A 14,630-nucleotide genomic window follows, 5' to 3' on the forward strand; every position below is an offset into this window, starting at 1 on the left:
TCAGCATAACCACGAAAGCCGCCTGATCATGACCTCAGGCCATCTGGGAAATTACACCACCTTGACGGACGCTACCGAGCGTCCCGGCCTTTTTCGTTTCGCGCGAGACCTTTAGGCAAGCATTGCCATTGGATTCTCAAGGTTTGACACGATAGCTGCAAGCAATTCCGCGCCGAGTGCCCCGTCGATCACCCTGTGGTCGACTGAAAGCGTCATCGACATCACCGTCGCGACGCCGATTTCGCCACTCTCTTTGACCACTGGCTTCTGGATGCCGGCGCCTACCGCGAGGATCGCTCCATGCGGTGGGTTGATGACGGCGTCGAAATTTTCAATCCCCATCATCCCCAGATTCGAAATCGCAAAGCTGCCACCCTGGTATTCATGCGGAGCGAGCTTCCGATCGCGCGCACGTTTCGCAAGGTCCTTCATTTCGGAAGACAGTTTCGACAGGGATTTGCTTTCGGCATCTTGCAGTACCGGCGTAAACAGGCCGCCTTCGATTGCTACCGCGACCGCGACATCGGACGCTTTCATTTGCAGCACGCGATCGCCGGCCCAAACCGCATTTGCGGTCGGAACGGCCTGAAGCGCCAACGCGCAGGCTTTGATGATGAAGTCGTTGACCGACAGCTTCACCCCGCGCGCCTCCAATTGCTTATTTAGTTGCCCCCGAAACTCCAACAGGTTGTCAATCGTGACATCCCGGCGGAGATAGAAATGCGGGATCGTTTGCTTGGCCTCGGTGAGGCGCGCGGCGATGGTTTTGCGCATCCCGTCAAGTGGCAGTTCTTCAAAGGCACGGCCTTCGTAAATTTTGCGGATGACATCGGCGCCCGGGGACGTCGGTGCCGGAGTGGCCGTCGGGGTGGGCGCAGGCGCAGCCGTCGCGGGTTTCGTCCGCACGGTGCTTGCCTCGACATCCGCTTTCACGATGCGGCCTTTCGGACCCGAGCCGGTGATTGTCGACAGGTCCAAACCCTTCTCCGCAGCGATGCGACGGGCGAGCGGGGACGCAAATATCCGGCGCGCATCCGTCGCTTTTGGCGTGGTCGGCGCAGAAGCGGCAGCCGATGCTGCCGGTGCAGGGGCTTCGGCTTTCGGAGCAGGGGACGCCGCTTTCGGAGCCTCCGCTGCGGCCGAGGCGTCCTCACCTTCCTCCAAGAGCACCGCGATGGCCGTATTGACCTTCACGCCCTGCGTCCCGGCTTCGATCAGGATCTTGCCGATCACGCCTTCATCCACGGCTTCGAACTCCATCGTTGCCTTGTCAGTTTCGATCTCGGCCAGAATATCGCCGGACGAGACCGTATCCCCTTCTTTCACCAGCCATTTCGCCAGCGTGCCTTCTTCCATCGTGGGGGACAGGGCGGGCATCAGAATTTCAGTTGCCATTTCTCTAACCCCTTAGCGGTAAGTGACTTTTTTGACGGCATCGACCACTTCATCCGAGGTGATCAGCGCCAGTTTCTCGAGGTTGGCCGCGTAAGGCATCGGCACATCCTTGCCCGTGCAGTTGATCACCGGCGCGTCGAGATAGTCGAAAGCGCGTTCCATGATGACGGCACTGAGGTGGTTTCCGATGGAACCCACGGGCCAGCCTTCTTCCACGGTGACGCAGCGGTTGGTCTTCATCACCGAGGTGAGCACCGTGTCATAGTCAATCGGGCGCAGCGTGCGCAGGTCGATCACCTCCGCCGAAATCCCTTGCTCGGCCAACTTGTCTGCCGCTTCCAGCGTATGTGCCATGCCGATCCCGAAGCTCACCAGCGTCACATCCGTGCCTTCGCGCCAGATCTTGGCCTTTCCGAAGGGGATGGTGAAATCGTCGAGCACCGGCACGTCGAAGGAGCGTCCGTAAAGGATCTCGTTCTCGAGGAAAATGACCGGGTTGGGGTCGCGGATCGCACTCTTCAAAAGGCCCTTCGCGTCCGCCGCCGAGTAGGGCATCACCACTTTCAGGCCGGGGATTTGCGCATACCATGCGGCGTAATCCTGGCTGTGCTGAGCTGCCACGCGGGCGGCGGCACCGTTCGGGCCGCGGAACACGATCGGGCAGCCCATCTGGCCACCCGACATATAGAGCGTCTTGGCTGCCGAGTTGATGATCTGGTCAATCGCCTGCATCGCGAAGTTAAAGGTCATGAACTCGACGATCGGGCGCAACCCACCAAAGGCCGAGCCCACTGCAATCCCCGCAAAGCCGTGCTCCGTGATCGGCGTGTCGATCACGCGTTTCGCGCCGAACTCGTCCAGAAGACCCTGCGAGATTTTGTAGGCGCCCTGATATTCACCGACTTCCTCGCCCATCAGATACACGCTCGCATCGCCGCGCATCTCTTCGGCCATCGCCTCGCGCAACGCTTCGCGCACGGTCATGGACTTCATCTCGGTGCCTTCCGGCCAGTCGGGCGTCGTATCCGCCGCCTTGACCGGATGGGGCGCTTCTTCGACCGCGGAGACCGGCGCTGCCGGGGCAGGGGCATCCGCCTTGGGGGACGCCGGTTTCACGTCATCCGCGCTTTCGCCTTCTTCGACGAGGACCGCAATCGGCGTGTTCACCTTTACACCAGCGGTCCCGGCGGGCACTAGGATCTTACCCAGAATCCCCTCGTCGACCGCCTCGAACTCCATCGTGGCCTTGTCGGTTTCGATCTCGGCGATGATGTCGCCCGCCGCGACCGTATCGCCCTCGTTCTTGAGCCATTTCGCCAGCGTGCCTTCCTCCATGGTCGGCGACAGGGCGGGCATCAGGATTTCAGTAGCCATTTCTCGGTCTCCCCCTCAGGCCTGCGCCGCGTCATCGGCATAGATATCGGTCCAAAGCTCGCTCAGCGCGGGCTCGGGGCTCTCCTTGGCGAACTCGGCTGACTCGTTGACCACAGCCTTGATCTCCTTGTCGATGGCCTTCAGCTCATCCTCAGTTGCGTGCTTGCCCGCGAGCAGCAGCTCACGCACATGCTCGATCGCATCACGCTCTTCGCGCATCTTCTGAACTTCCTCGCGCGTGCGATATTTCGCCGGGTCCGACATCGAGTGGCCGCGATACCGGTAGGTCTTCACTTCCAGAATGTAGGGGCCATCGCCCGCGCGGCAGTGCGCAACGGCTTTCTCGCCCGCCGCCTTCACCGCCAGAACGTCCATGCCATCCACGATCTCACCGGGGATGCCGAAGGCCTCGCCGCGCGTGTAGAGATCCGGCGTCGAGGTCGAGCGCTTCTGCGCCGTGCCCATCGCGTATTGGTTGTTCTCGATCACGAAGATCACCGGAAGCTTCCACAGCGCCGCCATGTTGAAGGTCTCGTAGACCTGACCCTGGTTTGCAGCGCCATCGCCGAAATAGGTGAAGGTCACGCGGCCATTCTCATTATACTTGTCGGCAAAGGCCAGACCGGCGCCGAGCGGCACCTGCGCGCCCACGATGCCGTGGCCGCCGTAGAAATGCTTCTCCTTGGAGAACATGTGCATCGAGCCGCCCTTGCCCTTCGACAGGCCGCCCTCACGGCCCGTCAACTCGGCCATGACGCCTTTCGGGTCCATGCCACAGGCGAGCATATGGCCGTGGTCGCGATAGGAGGTGATGCGCTTGTCGCCGTCTTCGGCGGCCGCCTCGAGCCCGACCACAACGGCCTCTTGCCCGATATAGAGGTGACAGAAACCACCAATCAGTCCCATGCCGTAAAGCTGACCCGCCTTCTCCTCGAAGCGCCGGATCAGCAGCATGTCGCGGTAATAGGTTAGCAGGTCGTCCTTGGAAATATTGGCCTTGGAGGCGTTGCTCGCCTCCGACCCTTTGCGTGCCGCCATGGTGGCTCCTCCCATTCCGGTGGAATAGTTCAACGTTAAACCACTTTTATAACATTGCGTCATGAACTGCAATCGCCCTGCATGCAAAAGCCGCCCCTCATCGGGACGGCCTTGAAAACTGGCGATTTGTCGCTGAAAGCACGCCCAGTCGTGGCGCCGAAGCGGTTTAGCGGATCACGATTTCATCGGAACGCAGGGTGCCCAGAACGTCGCGCGCGCGCTCATCGAGCAGGTCGAGATCAAGATAGGCATCCGACAGGCGGCGCGTCAGGTTGGCCATCCGCTCAACTTCGGCGCGCAGCGCGTCACGCTCGACGGTCAACTCCGCGATCTCCGCTTCGATCTGGACCTGACGGAAAATCCCGTAAGACCCCTGCACGGCGGCAAAGGCGAAATACGCCGCCAGCACGAGGGAGATTCCGAAAAAGATCAGGGGGCCGAAACCGGGCCGTTTGCGCGTCATATCTGTCCTGCCTCAACGCCTCTTTCCGGGCGATAGGGTGATCATGCCATAAGTGATTCGCCTTGTGAATCCCCCTTGGGGTGGACGCGCAAAAAAAGGCTGCGGAAATGGAAACGGGCCCCGCAGGGCCCGTCCACTTTAACGTCTGTGATACGTTTAGCCCGCGACAGAGGCCGCGTGGATCGACGAGATTGCCTCTTCAAGCATCGCATCGAATTCCGCATCCGTCTGCTTTGCGCTCAGCCCCTCGGTCAGCGCGCGGCTGAACGAGGCGATCATGCCGGTGTTCTGCGCGAGTTTCGCATTCGCCTCGTCGCGCGAGTAGCCGCCCGACAGCGCCACGACCTTCATCACGCGCGGATGATCGACCAGCGGCTTATAGAAATTTGCTTCGCTCGGCAGGGTGAGTTTCAGCATCACCTGCTTGTCGGCGGGCAGGGCGTCGAGCTGTGCGAGAATCTCGTCACGCAGAATTGCCTCGGCCTCGGCCTTGTCCGCGATCGAGATCGTCACTTCCGGCTCGATGATCGGCACGAGCCCATGGGCGAGCACTTGATTGCCCAGCTCGAATTGCTGCGCGACGACCGCCTTGATCCCCTCGGCATTCGCCGCCGAAATCACCGAGCGCTCCTTGGTGCCGAAAATCCCGGCCTTGGCGGCGCGCGAGAGCAGATCGTCGAGCCCCGGGATCGGCTTCATCATCTGGCAGCCGTTCACCTCCGCCTCAAGGCCCTTGTCGATCTTGAGGAAGGGCACCACGCCGCGGGTTTCCCACAGGTAGGTTGCGGTCGGCGTGCCGTCGATGTCGCGGTCCATCGTTTGCTCGAAAAGGATCGCGCCAACCACTTTATCGCCGGTGAAGGCGGGGGATTTGATGATCCGGCTGCGCATCTGGTGGATCAGGTCGAACATCTCGGTGTCGCCCGAATATTCCGATTCTTCGATCCCGTAGAGGCGCAGCGCCTTGGGCGTCGAGCCGCCCGACTGATCCAGCGCGGCAATGAAGCCCTCACCCTTGCGCATCTGTTCGGTCTGCTTGGCGTTCGACATGAGAATCCCCTCAATCCATTGCAATCATGGGCCTTTGGCCCGGGTGCTGCCCCTCCGATAGCGGTTCGCGGTGGCGCGTTCAATCGGGGTAACGCTAACAGCCGTATGTCTCGCGCCGGGCGCGGGTGGTGCGGATGTGAAGCGGCCCGCCATGTGTCAGGGCGGGCCGCTTCATGTTTCAGTCTTGCAGCGCTTTCACGCCGGGCAGTTCCTTGCCTTCCATCCATTCAAGGAAGGCACCGCCCGCAGTCGAGATATAGGTAAAGCGCGCAGCGGCTCCGGCCTTGTTCAGCGCCGCAACCGTGTCCCCGCCACCCGCGACCGAGGTCAGCGACCCGGCTTCGGTCAGCTCTGCCGCCTTCACCGCCGCCGCATTGGTCGCGGCATCGAACGGCGCGATTTCGAACGCGCCGAGCGGCCCGTTCCAGATCAGCGTGCGCGAGTTCTCGAACACATCCGAAATCTCTTCGACCGATTTCGGACCTGCGTCGAGGATCATCGCATCTGCCGGGCAGGCATCCGCGGCGACTGTTTCGTTCGCGGCACCGGCCTTGAACTCGCGCGCAACGACGACATCGACCGGCAGCACGATCCGGCAGCCCGCCGCCGAGGCTTTTTCGAGGATTTCGCGGGCGGTGTCGGCCATGTCATGCTCGGCCAGCGATTTGCCGACATCCACGCCCTGCGCCACAAGGAAGGTGTTCGCCATGCCGCCCCCGATCACAAGGTTGTCCACCTTGCTCACGAGATTGCCCAGCAGGTCCAGTTTGGTCGAGACCTTGGCCCCGCCGACAACCGCCGTCACCGGGCGGACCGGGTCGCCAAGTGCGGCTTCCAGCGCCTTGAGTTCCGCCTCCATCAACCGTCCGGCGGCGGCGGGCAGGATATGGGCGATCCCTTCGGTCGAAGCATGCGCGCGGTGCGCGGCCGAGAAGGCGTCATTCACATAGACCTCGCCAAGCGCGCCCATCGCGGCAGCCAGTTCGGGATCGTTCTTTTCCTCACCCGCGTGGAAGCGGGTGTTTTCCAGCAGCAGAACCTCGCCCGCCTGCAATGCGGCCACCGCTTTCTTGGCCGGGCCACCGATGCTGTCCTCGGCGAATTGCACCGGGCACCCAAGGGCTTGCGAGAGCGCGGGCACCAACGGGCGCAGGCTCATCTCGGGGACGACCTCGCCTTTCGGGCGGCCAAAATGGGCCAGCAAAACCGGCTTGCCGCCAGCCGCCATGATATCCTTGACGGTCGGCACGATCTTGTCGATCCGGGTCGTGTCGGTGACCTTGCCGTTCTCGACGGGGACGTTGATATCCACGCGCACCAAAACGACCTTGCCCGATAGATCCATCTCGTCGAGCGTTTTCCAAGCCATACTGTCTTCTCCTGATTGACGCGCGCGGCGGGGGCCGTCCACCGGCGCGGTTCACGCAAACTTGCCCCGATGTGAGGGGGGCGTCAACGGCCCCGCGCGGTTTCGCCTTTCGAATCTGCAAGCCCTTGCCTAAAGTTGCGCAAAATTCTGGAGGACCGTTCATGGCCGAGATCAAAGACCCCGAAAACACGATCATCATCGAACTCAAGGATGGCCCCGTCGTCATCGAGCTTCTGCCCGATGTCGCGCCCAAGCATTCCGAGCGCATGAAGCAGCTCGCCCGCGATGGCGCCTATGACAACGTGGCGTTCCACCGGGTGATCGAGGGCTTCATGGCCCAGACGGGCGATGTCGAGAACGCCAATATGGAAAAAGACTACAATCCGGGCCGCGCAGGCACCGGCGGCTCGCAATACCCGGACCTTCCGGCGGAGTTTTCCAAGCTGCCGCATGATCGTGGCACGCTCGGCGCGGCACGTTCGATGAACCCGAACTCGGCCAATTCGCAATTCTTCATCAACTTCAGCGACAACCATTTCCTGAACGGCCAATACACCGTCTATGGCCGTGTCATCTCTGGGATGGAGCATGTGGACAAGATCGCGCGCGGTGAGCCGCCGCGGAACCCCGACCGGATGATCTCGGTGAAGGTGGCCGCCGATGCGTAAGCTTCTCGCCTCTGCCGCCCTTGTCGCATTTGCCACTGGCGCGCTGGCCGAAGGGTCGGGCGTGCCCGATACCGACGGACCGAACCTGACGCTCGAGATCGCGGGCGCGACCTCGGGCAAGGTGGTGATCGACCTGCTGCCCGACGTGGCGCCGAAACATGTCGAGCGCATCGTCGAACTCGCCAAGTCGGGGGCCTATGATGACGTGGTGTTCCACCGCGTGATCGACGGCTTCATGGCGCAGACGGGGGACGTGCAATTCGGCAAGCGTGGCGGCAATGTGCAGATGGCCGGGATGGGCGGTTCGGATATGCCCGATCTTCCCGCGGAATTCTCGAACCGCAGCTTCGAGCGCGGCATGGTCGGCATGGCGCGCTCGGCGGACCCGAATTCGGCCAATTCGCAATTCTTCATCATGTTCGAACCCGCCCCGCATCTGAATGGCCAATACACGATCGTGGGCCATGTGATCGAAGGGCTGGAAGTCGTCGATCAGATCAAGAAGGGCAGTGCCGCGCGCAACGGGATCGTGGACGAGCCTGACTACATCGCTGCGGCCTCGGTCGAGGAGTGAGGGCAGGGGGCGCTGTCCTCTCTGACCTGACGGTCATCCCCCCGGAGTATTTCGGGTTTGATGAAAGCAAAAGGGCGCGCGGGGGAAACCCGCGCGCCCTTTGATTTTGGTTTGGTGTGGCTTAGCCGAGTTCAACCAGAGCGTGACGCTTCTTGCCCGCCGAGAGCTTGACCGGGCTGACAAGATCGGCTGCGGTGAACATGCGGCCCGCGTCGGTGCAGGTCTCGTCATTCACCTTGAGCCCGCCCTCGGCGATCAGGCGCTTGCCGTCCTTGCCCGATTTCGCAAGACCCGAGCGCACCACGAGCTGCGCGAGGCTGATGCCCTCCACCAGTTCCGCTGCCGGCAGGGCGAGGGTGGGCAGGTCATCGCCCACGCCGCCCTTCTCGAAGACTTCGCGCGCGGTGGCTTCGGCAGCCTCGGCGGCGGCGCGGCCATGGCAGAGCGCGGTCACCTCATTGGCCAGCACGATCTTGGCCTCGTTGATCTCGGAGCCTTGGAGCGCGCCGAGCCGTTCGCATTCGTCGAGCGGAAGCTCGGTGTAGAGTTTCAGGAACCGGCCCACATCGGCATCGGTCGTGTTGCGCCAGAACTGCCAGAACTCATAGGCGCTCAGCATCTCTTCATTGAGCCAGATCGCGCCGTTTTGCGACTTGCCCATCTTCTTGCCGTCCGAGGTGGTCAGAAGCGGCGAGGTCAGGCCGTAGATCTCCTGATCGAGCACGCGGCGCGTCAGGTCGATCCCGTTGACGATATTGCCCCACTGGTCCGAGCCGCCCATTTGCAGCAGGCAGCCGTAGCGGCGGTTCAGCTCCAGAAAGTCATAGGCTTGCAGGATCATGTAGTTGAATTCGAGGAAGCTCAGCGATTGCTCCCGATCGAGCCGCGACTTCACCGATTCAAAGCTCAGCATCCGGTTGACCGAGAAATGCCGCCCGATATCGCGCAGAAAATCGAGGTAGTTCAGCCCGTCCAGCCATTCGGCATTGTCGAGCATAAGCGCGCCGTTCGGCCCGTCGGCGTAGTCGATATATTTCGCAAAGACCTTCTGGATGCCCGCGATATTCTCGGCGATCTGATCGGGGCCCAAAAGCGGGCGCTCATCCGAGCGGAACGAAGGATCGCCCACCTTGGTGGTGCCACCGCCCATGAGCGTGATCGGCTTGTGCCCGGTCTTTTGCAGCCAGCGCAGCATCATGATCTGGATGAGCGAGCCGACATGCAGCGACTTCGCGGTCGCATCGAAGCCGATATAGGCCGGCACGATCCCTTTGACCAAAGCCTCGTCCAGCCCTTGATAATCTGTGCAGTCGGCCAGAAAGCCGCGTTCGATCATCACGCGCATGAAGTCTGATTTCGGGTGGTAGGTCATCGTGCTTGTCCCTTTCTTCGCCCCATGCGTATATCGGTCCATGGAATGAAGGGGAAGCCATGTTGAAGCCCGACGCGATCTGGTCTGTGGGGGCGATGTCGGGGACATCGCTCGACGGGGTGGACGCGGCGCTGGTTCTGACCGATGGCGAGCGGATCGTCGAGTTCGGCCGCAGCGCCTATCGCCCCTATACCGAGGCCGAGCGCAACGTTTTGCGGGCCGCGCTTGGGTGCTGGCCGGGTGAAGATGGGGTCGCCGCCGCCGCCGAAGTGGTCGAACTGGCCCATGCCGAAATCCTCTCGGAGTTCCCGGAGGCTGAGATCGTGGGCTTCCACGGGCAAACGCTCGCGCATGATCCTTTCGGGTTGCAAGGGCCGCGCCGGACGCATCAAGCGGGTGATGGGGACATTCTGGCAGAGGTACTGGGGCGTAAGGTGGTCTGGGATTTCCGCTCGATGGATGTGGAGATGGGCGGGCAGGGCGCGCCGCTCGCGCCCTATTTCCACTTTGCCTGCGCAAAATGGGCGGGGCTCGACGCGCCGGTCGTGATCCTCAATCTCGGCGGCGTGGGCAATGTGACATGGCTCGATCCGCGCGAACCTGGGCCAGACGTGCCGGGCGCGATCCTTGCCTTCGATACCGGGCCTGCCAATGCGCCGATCAACGATCTGATGCGCGCGCGGTTGGGGCGCGATTGCGACGAGGGTGGCGCTCTGGCGCTCGGCGGGCAGGTGGATGAAGCCCTGCTGGCGCGGTTCCTTTCCCATCCCTATTTCTTGCGCATCCCGCCCAAATCATTGGACCGAAACGATTTCCATGACGCCCTGAGCGGTGTCGAGGCGCTGTCCGACGCCGATGCGGCGGCTACGCTTACCGCTTGTGCCGCCGCCGCCGTTGCGCGCGGGGCGGAGCATTACCCGGCCCCACCCGCGGCGATCTATGTCACGGGGGGCGGGCGGCTCAATCAGGCGCTGATGGTGGCGCTTGCGCAGCGGGTGAACTGCCCGGTTGCCCCCATTGAGGATATCGGCCTCGACGGCGACATGCTCGAAGCCCAAGCTTTCGCCTATCTCGCGCTGCGCGTGGCGCGCGGCCTGCCGACGTCGGGACCTGCGACGACCGGCGTGGCCGCGCAGATCGGCGGCGGACGCATCAGCGCGGGGGAGTGAGCGGGCTGGCCCGCCTTGCCGCGAGGTTTCGGGCTGTGGCCGCGCAAGGGGAACGGCGGAACGCAAGTTGCCCGGGCAAGACGCCCGGGCGTGCTGGGCCCAAACAGGGTAGCGATGCGATCAGGCCCGAACACGGTTCATGCCTCGGCAGTCTGTTGCGGTTTCACAAGGAGGCCCGCGCCTTTCTCCGAGACAAAGCCGAACAGGTTGCCGAGGATCAGCGAGACCAGAACCATGCCTGCGGCAGGCACGGAAGCGGCCAGATCGCCAATCGCAACGCCGGTCAACAGGCAGAAGGCCGCCGTGGAGGCATAGCCATAGACCGCCGCCGGAATCGTGGCCAGCAGCGGAAGATGCGCGCCGAGCACCAACACAACGACCGACAGGCCCACGATGAGCGAGGTCACCGGAACTGCCCCGCCGACCGTTGCGACGACGAACAGCGCGACGGTTGCGACAATCACGCCCCAGGCGTGGTTCGCGGCGCATTTGGTGATGCTCTGGGCGGTGCCACCCGTGTGGTAATAGGCGCCCCAGCCGATGAACAAGGCCCAGACTTGCAGGCCGAGCCCGGTGCCGAGGCACAGATAGGTGGCGACAGCGGCCAAGGCGCCGATGGAAATCGCCAGTGCGGTAATCAGGTTCATGTTCCCCTCCCTTTTATATGCGCGTCATGGCGCTGCGCGAGAGGGTATGGCGCAGGCAGGGGCTCGGCTATCGGGACCAAGGTGCGTCGCGTCTTACGACCGACCCGACTTTGGGCGCAGATGCGGGCGCGGCATGTAGCGGAGACAGATCCCGTGACCGAAGGCTCGCCCCGTCATGCGTTTCAAGATTGTGCGGGGCGCGTGCCGCCGGGCTCGTGCATCTCGGGGCAGGCGGCGTCATCGACCGCGCGGAACTCCGGTCCGACGCGCAGGAACACCTTGCGCACCGTAGCGCAGACCCAGTCCCCTTCGCGGAGGACGCGCGACGTCGGATCTGGCAAGAACTGGCCAGCCTCGCCCGAGAGGGTTTCGCCACGGATGACATAGCCCGAAGTGTAGCGGGCGTGGGAAACTTCGACCCGCGTGATGCGGACCCATTGCGCCCCGGAGGCCACGGTGCTGTGCCAGTTGAGAAGCGAGGCCAGATAAACCGCAAGCGCCAGAGTCAGCACTCCGGCGATCACGTCGGCATATCCGAACAGTCGAAATCTGCGCATCAATGGCCTTCCAACAGAATGTCCGTACTTGACCGCTGCGACATCACGACGTCAATCCGCGCTGATCTGCGTCATGGCGCAAGCGGGCCGAAAGGCGTAAGCTTGAGCCGTTCGGAAATGGAGGTTCCCATGACCGCGTCTCATACCGATCCCTGCCCAACCCCCGCCGCCCGCAAGGTCGCGCCTTTTTCCAATCGCGCTGCTGCGGTGTTTCTTGTGGGTCTCGCCTTTCTGGTGATGGTGCCCTCGGGACTCGTGGTGATGATCGCGCCCTCGGGGCGCATCGCCGCCGATCTCGGCTGGTCGCTTCTCGGCCTGTCGCGCCCGCAATGGGAGTTGATCCATCTCGCCACCGGGTTTGTCTTTATCGGGGCCGGCGTCTGGCATATCTGGCTGCACTGGTCGGTGATCCGCAACCTGCTCTGGTCGGCGGCGGCCCGCACGCTCTGCCACCGCCGCGAGCTTGCCCTCGCCTTGGGTCTCGTGGGTGTCACGGTTCTGCTCGCGGTTCTATCCTGGCCGCCGATAAGCTGGCTCGAACACCTCGCAAGCTGGTTCCGGCGCGATTTCTGGTGAGGCCCGCTTTCATCAAACCCCAGATACGCCCCGCGCGGCGCACATGAAAAAGGGGGCCGCGGGGCCCCCTTGATCCGTTCCGTGTCCCGCGATCACTTGAGGATCGAGCGCCCGGCATATTGTGCGGTCTCACCCAGCATTTCCTCGATGCGGATCAGCTGGTTGTATTTCGCAAGCCGGTCCGAGCGCGCCAGCGACCCGGTCTTGATCTGACCGCAATTGGTGGCGACCGCGAGGTCGGCAATGGTCGCGTCCTCGGTCTCGCCCGAGCGGTGCGACATGACATTGGTGTAGCGCGCGCGGTGGGCCATCTCGACCGCTTCGAGGGTCTCGGTGAGCGTGCCGATCTGGTTCACTTTCACCAGCATCGAGTTGGCGACGCCTTGCTTGATGCCATCGGCCAGACGGCGCGGGTTGGTCACGAAGAGATCGTCGCCGACCAGTTGCACCTTGTCGCCCAGCTTCTCGGTCAGGATCTTCCAGCCGTCCCAGTCATCCTCGGCCATGCCGTCTTCGATCGAGATGATCGGGTAGGCGGCGCAGAGCTTGGCAAGGTAATCCGCGTTCTCTTCGGACGAGAGCGAGAGGCCTTCGCCTTTCATCTCGTATTTGCCGCCTTTGAAATACTCGGTCGAGGCGCAGTCGAGCGCGAGATAGATATCTTCGCCCGGCTTATAGCCTGCCTTTTCGATGGATTTCAGGATCAGGTCGAGCGCGGCGGTGGTCGAGGCCAGTTCCGGCGCGAAGCCGCCCTCATCGCCCAGACCGGTCGAGAGACCCGCCGCCGACAGCTCTTTCTTCAGCGTGTGGAAGACTTCGGACCCCATGCGCACCGCGTCGCGGATATTGCCTGCCGAGACCGGCATGATCATGAATTCCTGAATGTCGATCGGGTTGTCGGCGTGCTCACCGCCGTTGATGATGTTCATCATCGGAACGGGCAGGATGCGGGCCGAGGTGCCGCCGACATAACGGTAGAGCGGCTGCATCGTGAAATCGGCCGCGGCCTTCGCACAGGCGAGCGACACGCCGAGGATCGCGTTCGCGCCCAGACGGCCTTTGTTGTCGGTGCCGTCAAGCTCGATCATCGCGCGGTCGATCTCGACCTGCTCGGTGACGTCTTCGCCCACGAGGTTCTCTGCGATTTCGCCATTCACCGCCATCACGGCTTCGAGCACGCCTTTGCCCATGTAGCGCGACGTGTCGCCATCGCGGCGTTCCACGGCTTCATGCGCGCCGGTCGACGCGCCCGAGGGCACAGCAGCGCGGCCCATCGTGCCGTCTTCGAGGATGACGTCGACTTCGACGGTCGGGTTGCCCCGGCTGTCGAGGATTTCGCGGGCGTGGATGTCGATGATCGTGCTCATGAGGGCGTCCCTTCAGAGTTGAAAGATTTGCCCAACCCTATAGACGCCTGCTGACGCGGCGAAAAGAGCGCTTTGGCCAAAATCGGCGCCTTGGCTCATGTTAGCGACGAAGCGCGGGCGGCACGGCGGGCCTGTGCCTGCCGCCAGAGCGTGTAAAGCCCCGATCCGACGATCACCGCGCCCCCGATCAGCGTGGCCTCGTCGACCTCTTCGCTGAAGACGGTCCAGCCGATGATCAGCGCAAAGATCAGCCGAGTATAGCGGAAGGGGGTGATGACCGCGACCTCGCCGATCCGCATCGCCGCGATCAGCGCGTAATAGCCCAGCGTGCCTACGATAATCGCGCCTGCGAGAAACCCGAATTCGGTCAGGTCGGGCATCACCGCCACATCCCCCATCAGCCAGAGCAGGAACCCGCCCGCCGGCACGACCGAGGCGAAACCATAGGTCGCAAGCTGCATCGAGGTGATCGTGCGGGGCACCTTGCGCGTCACCACGTCGCGCGCGGCCAGTCCGATGACCGCCGCCACGGAGAGCAGCGAGAGCACCGAAAACCCGTCCGTTCCCGGACGGATCACGATCATGACGCCCGCAAACCCGATCAGGATCGCCGTCCAGCGCCGCCAGCCGACGCTCTCGCCCAGAAACAGCGCGGCCCCCAGCGTCACGGCAAGCGGTGTCGCCTGCAAGATGGCCGAGGCCTGCGCGAGCGGGGTGAAAGCGATGGCGCAGACAAAGCACATCGTGCCGATGAGTTCGGTCAGGTTGCGCCCGATCACCGAAGGCGCCAGCAAATCGCGTGAGAACAGCCGGTCGCGTCGTATCAGGGCGAAGCTTGCAAAGACCAGCGCGCCACCGCCGCCGATCAGGGCCAGAACCTCGCCAATCGGCAGGCGCGCGGCCAGTGCCTTGACGAACATGTCCTCAAGGGCAAATCCCGCCATGGCGAGCACCATCAGAAGGCTTCCGCGCAGATTTTCCATTGGGTCACGATCCTGTCCGGGGGCGAGA

General features: G+C 63.2%; 15 protein-coding genes. 4 read left to right on the forward strand and 11 right to left on the reverse strand.

All coding sequences use genetic code 11. From position 1 onward, the window contains the following. Positions 1–111: 111 nt before the first annotated feature. From P0X85_RS13250 to P0X85_RS13275, 6 genes are all read right to left on the reverse strand, one after another. On the reverse strand, positions 112–1,395 hold the full coding sequence (locus P0X85_RS13250; RefSeq protein WP_275814220.1) for a pyruvate dehydrogenase complex dihydrolipoamide acetyltransferase: 1,284 nt from the start codon (positions 1,393–1,395) through the stop codon (positions 112–114). Positions 1,396–1,407: 12 nt separating this feature from the next. After that, a complete protein-coding gene (locus tag P0X85_RS13255) occupies positions 1,408–2,769 on the reverse strand; it encodes a pyruvate dehydrogenase complex E1 component subunit beta (protein WP_275814223.1) in 1,362 nt (453 codons plus the stop codon). Between the two features lie 15 nt (positions 2,770–2,784). Further along, positions 2,785–3,807 carry a pyruvate dehydrogenase (acetyl-transferring) E1 component subunit alpha gene (gene pdhA, locus P0X85_RS13260; protein ID WP_275814226.1) on the reverse strand — a complete coding sequence of 341 codons (1,023 nt, stop codon included), beginning with the start codon at positions 3,805–3,807 and terminating at the stop codon, positions 2,785–2,787. Between the two features lie 166 nt (positions 3,808–3,973). Next, the gene (locus P0X85_RS13265; RefSeq protein ID WP_275814229.1) at positions 3,974–4,270 is read right to left on the reverse strand and encodes an FtsB family cell division protein; all 297 of its coding nucleotides are present in this window, start codon (positions 4,268–4,270) and stop codon (positions 3,974–3,976) included. A gap of 156 nt (positions 4,271–4,426) precedes the next feature. After that, positions 4,427–5,320: a fructose bisphosphate aldolase gene (locus P0X85_RS13270; RefSeq protein WP_275814232.1), complete on the reverse strand. Its 894-nt coding sequence runs from the start codon at positions 5,318–5,320 to the stop codon at positions 4,427–4,429. A 178-nt stretch (positions 5,321–5,498) separates the two neighbouring features. Next, positions 5,499–6,689 (reverse strand): phosphoglycerate kinase, encoded by a 1,191-nt coding sequence (locus P0X85_RS13275; protein WP_275814235.1) that lies wholly within the window; start codon positions 6,687–6,689, stop codon positions 5,499–5,501. 161 nt (positions 6,690–6,850) lie between these two features. Here P0X85_RS13275 and P0X85_RS13280 point away from each other — a divergent pair, with 161 nt between their 5' ends. Both P0X85_RS13280 and P0X85_RS13285 read left to right on the forward strand, forming a co-directional pair. Then, the gene (locus P0X85_RS13280; protein WP_275814238.1) at positions 6,851–7,357 is read left to right on the forward strand and encodes a peptidylprolyl isomerase; all 507 of its coding nucleotides are present in this window, start codon (positions 6,851–6,853) and stop codon (positions 7,355–7,357) included. Continuing rightward, entirely contained in the window at positions 7,350–7,931 is a 582-nt protein-coding gene (locus P0X85_RS13285) for a peptidylprolyl isomerase (protein ID WP_275814241.1), read from the forward strand. The genes P0X85_RS13280 and P0X85_RS13285 overlap by 8 nt, the downstream gene beginning before the upstream one ends. 121 nt (positions 7,932–8,052) lie before the next feature. On the opposite strand, the gene tyrS is transcribed toward P0X85_RS13285, so the two are convergent. After that, positions 8,053–9,303, reverse strand: a complete 1,251-nt coding sequence (gene tyrS / locus P0X85_RS13290; RefSeq protein WP_275814244.1) for a tyrosine--tRNA ligase — start codon at positions 9,301–9,303, stop codon at positions 8,053–8,055. 59 nt (positions 9,304–9,362) lie between these two features. On the opposite strand from tyrS, the gene P0X85_RS13295 reads away from it, so the two are divergent. Next, on the forward strand, positions 9,363–10,472 hold the full coding sequence (locus tag P0X85_RS13295; RefSeq protein WP_275814248.1) for an anhydro-N-acetylmuramic acid kinase: 1,110 nt from the start codon (positions 9,363–9,365) through the stop codon (positions 10,470–10,472). 137 nt (positions 10,473–10,609) lie between these two features. Here P0X85_RS13295 and P0X85_RS13300 read toward each other — a convergent pair whose 3' ends face one another. Continuing rightward, the gene (locus P0X85_RS13300) at positions 10,610–11,119 is read right to left on the reverse strand and encodes a DUF1097 domain-containing protein (protein ID WP_275814251.1); all 510 of its coding nucleotides are present in this window, start codon (positions 11,117–11,119) and stop codon (positions 10,610–10,612) included. Positions 11,120–11,301: 182 nt separating this feature from the next. Next, the gene (locus tag P0X85_RS13305; RefSeq protein ID WP_275814254.1) at positions 11,302–11,676 is read right to left on the reverse strand and encodes a hypothetical protein; all 375 of its coding nucleotides are present in this window, start codon (positions 11,674–11,676) and stop codon (positions 11,302–11,304) included. A gap of 129 nt (positions 11,677–11,805) precedes the next feature. On the opposite strand from P0X85_RS13305, the gene P0X85_RS13310 reads away from it, so the two are divergent. Continuing rightward, positions 11,806–12,252 carry a DUF4405 domain-containing protein gene (locus tag P0X85_RS13310; RefSeq protein ID WP_275814257.1) on the forward strand — a complete coding sequence of 149 codons (447 nt, stop codon included), beginning with the start codon at positions 11,806–11,808 and terminating at the stop codon, positions 12,250–12,252. A gap of 92 nt (positions 12,253–12,344) precedes the next feature. Here P0X85_RS13310 and eno read toward each other — a convergent pair whose 3' ends face one another. Beyond that, on the reverse strand, positions 12,345–13,619 hold the full coding sequence (gene eno / locus P0X85_RS13315) for a phosphopyruvate hydratase (protein ID WP_275814259.1): 1,275 nt from the start codon (positions 13,617–13,619) through the stop codon (positions 12,345–12,347). A 95-nt stretch (positions 13,620–13,714) separates the two neighbouring features. Then, positions 13,715–14,602: a DMT family transporter gene (locus tag P0X85_RS13320; protein ID WP_275814262.1), complete on the reverse strand. Its 888-nt coding sequence runs from the start codon at positions 14,600–14,602 to the stop codon at positions 13,715–13,717. Positions 14,603–14,630: the final 28 nt, after the last annotated feature.

The organism is Pseudothioclava nitratireducens (genome assembly GCF_029210495.1).
Classification (GTDB): domain Bacteria; phylum Pseudomonadota; class Alphaproteobacteria; order Rhodobacterales; family Rhodobacteraceae; genus Pseudothioclava; species Pseudothioclava nitratireducens.

Excerpts from the sequence above, each read along its gene's own strand:
- P0X85_RS13250 (WP_275814220.1), bottom strand. The coding sequence starts at position 1,395 with ATGGCAACTGAAATTCTGATGCCCGCCCTGTCCCCCACGATGGAAGAA.
- pdhA (WP_275814226.1), bottom strand. The coding sequence starts at position 3,807 with ATGGCGGCACGCAAAGGGTCGGAGGCGAGCAACGCCTCCAAGGCCAAT.
- P0X85_RS13300 (WP_275814251.1), bottom strand. The coding sequence starts at position 11,119 with ATGAACCTGATTACCGCACTGGCGATTTCCATCGGCGCCTTGGCCGCT.
- P0X85_RS13280 (WP_275814238.1), top strand. The coding sequence starts at position 6,851 with ATGGCCGAGATCAAAGACCCCGAAAACACGATCATCATCGAACTCAAG.
- P0X85_RS13310 (WP_275814257.1), top strand. The coding sequence starts at position 11,806 with ATGACCGCGTCTCATACCGATCCCTGCCCAACCCCCGCCGCCCGCAAG.
- P0X85_RS13265 (WP_275814229.1), bottom strand. The coding sequence starts at position 4,270 with ATGACGCGCAAACGGCCCGGTTTCGGCCCCCTGATCTTTTTCGGAATC.
- P0X85_RS13295 (WP_275814248.1), top strand. The coding sequence starts at position 9,363 with ATGTTGAAGCCCGACGCGATCTGGTCTGTGGGGGCGATGTCGGGGACA.
- P0X85_RS13255 (WP_275814223.1), bottom strand. The coding sequence starts at position 2,769 with ATGGCTACTGAAATCCTGATGCCCGCCCTGTCGCCGACCATGGAGGAA.
- tyrS (WP_275814244.1), bottom strand. The coding sequence starts at position 9,303 with ATGACCTACCACCCGAAATCAGACTTCATGCGCGTGATGATCGAACGC.
- P0X85_RS13320 (WP_275814262.1), bottom strand. The coding sequence starts at position 14,602 with ATGGAAAATCTGCGCGGAAGCCTTCTGATGGTGCTCGCCATGGCGGGA.
- P0X85_RS13285 (WP_275814241.1), top strand. The coding sequence starts at position 7,350 with ATGCGTAAGCTTCTCGCCTCTGCCGCCCTTGTCGCATTTGCCACTGGC.
- P0X85_RS13305 (WP_275814254.1), bottom strand. The coding sequence starts at position 11,676 with ATGCGCAGATTTCGACTGTTCGGATATGCCGACGTGATCGCCGGAGTG.
- P0X85_RS13275 (WP_275814235.1), bottom strand. The coding sequence starts at position 6,689 with ATGGCTTGGAAAACGCTCGACGAGATGGATCTATCGGGCAAGGTCGTT.
- eno (WP_275814259.1), bottom strand. The coding sequence starts at position 13,619 with ATGAGCACGATCATCGACATCCACGCCCGCGAAATCCTCGACAGCCGG.
- P0X85_RS13270 (WP_275814232.1), bottom strand. The coding sequence starts at position 5,320 with ATGTCGAACGCCAAGCAGACCGAACAGATGCGCAAGGGTGAGGGCTTC.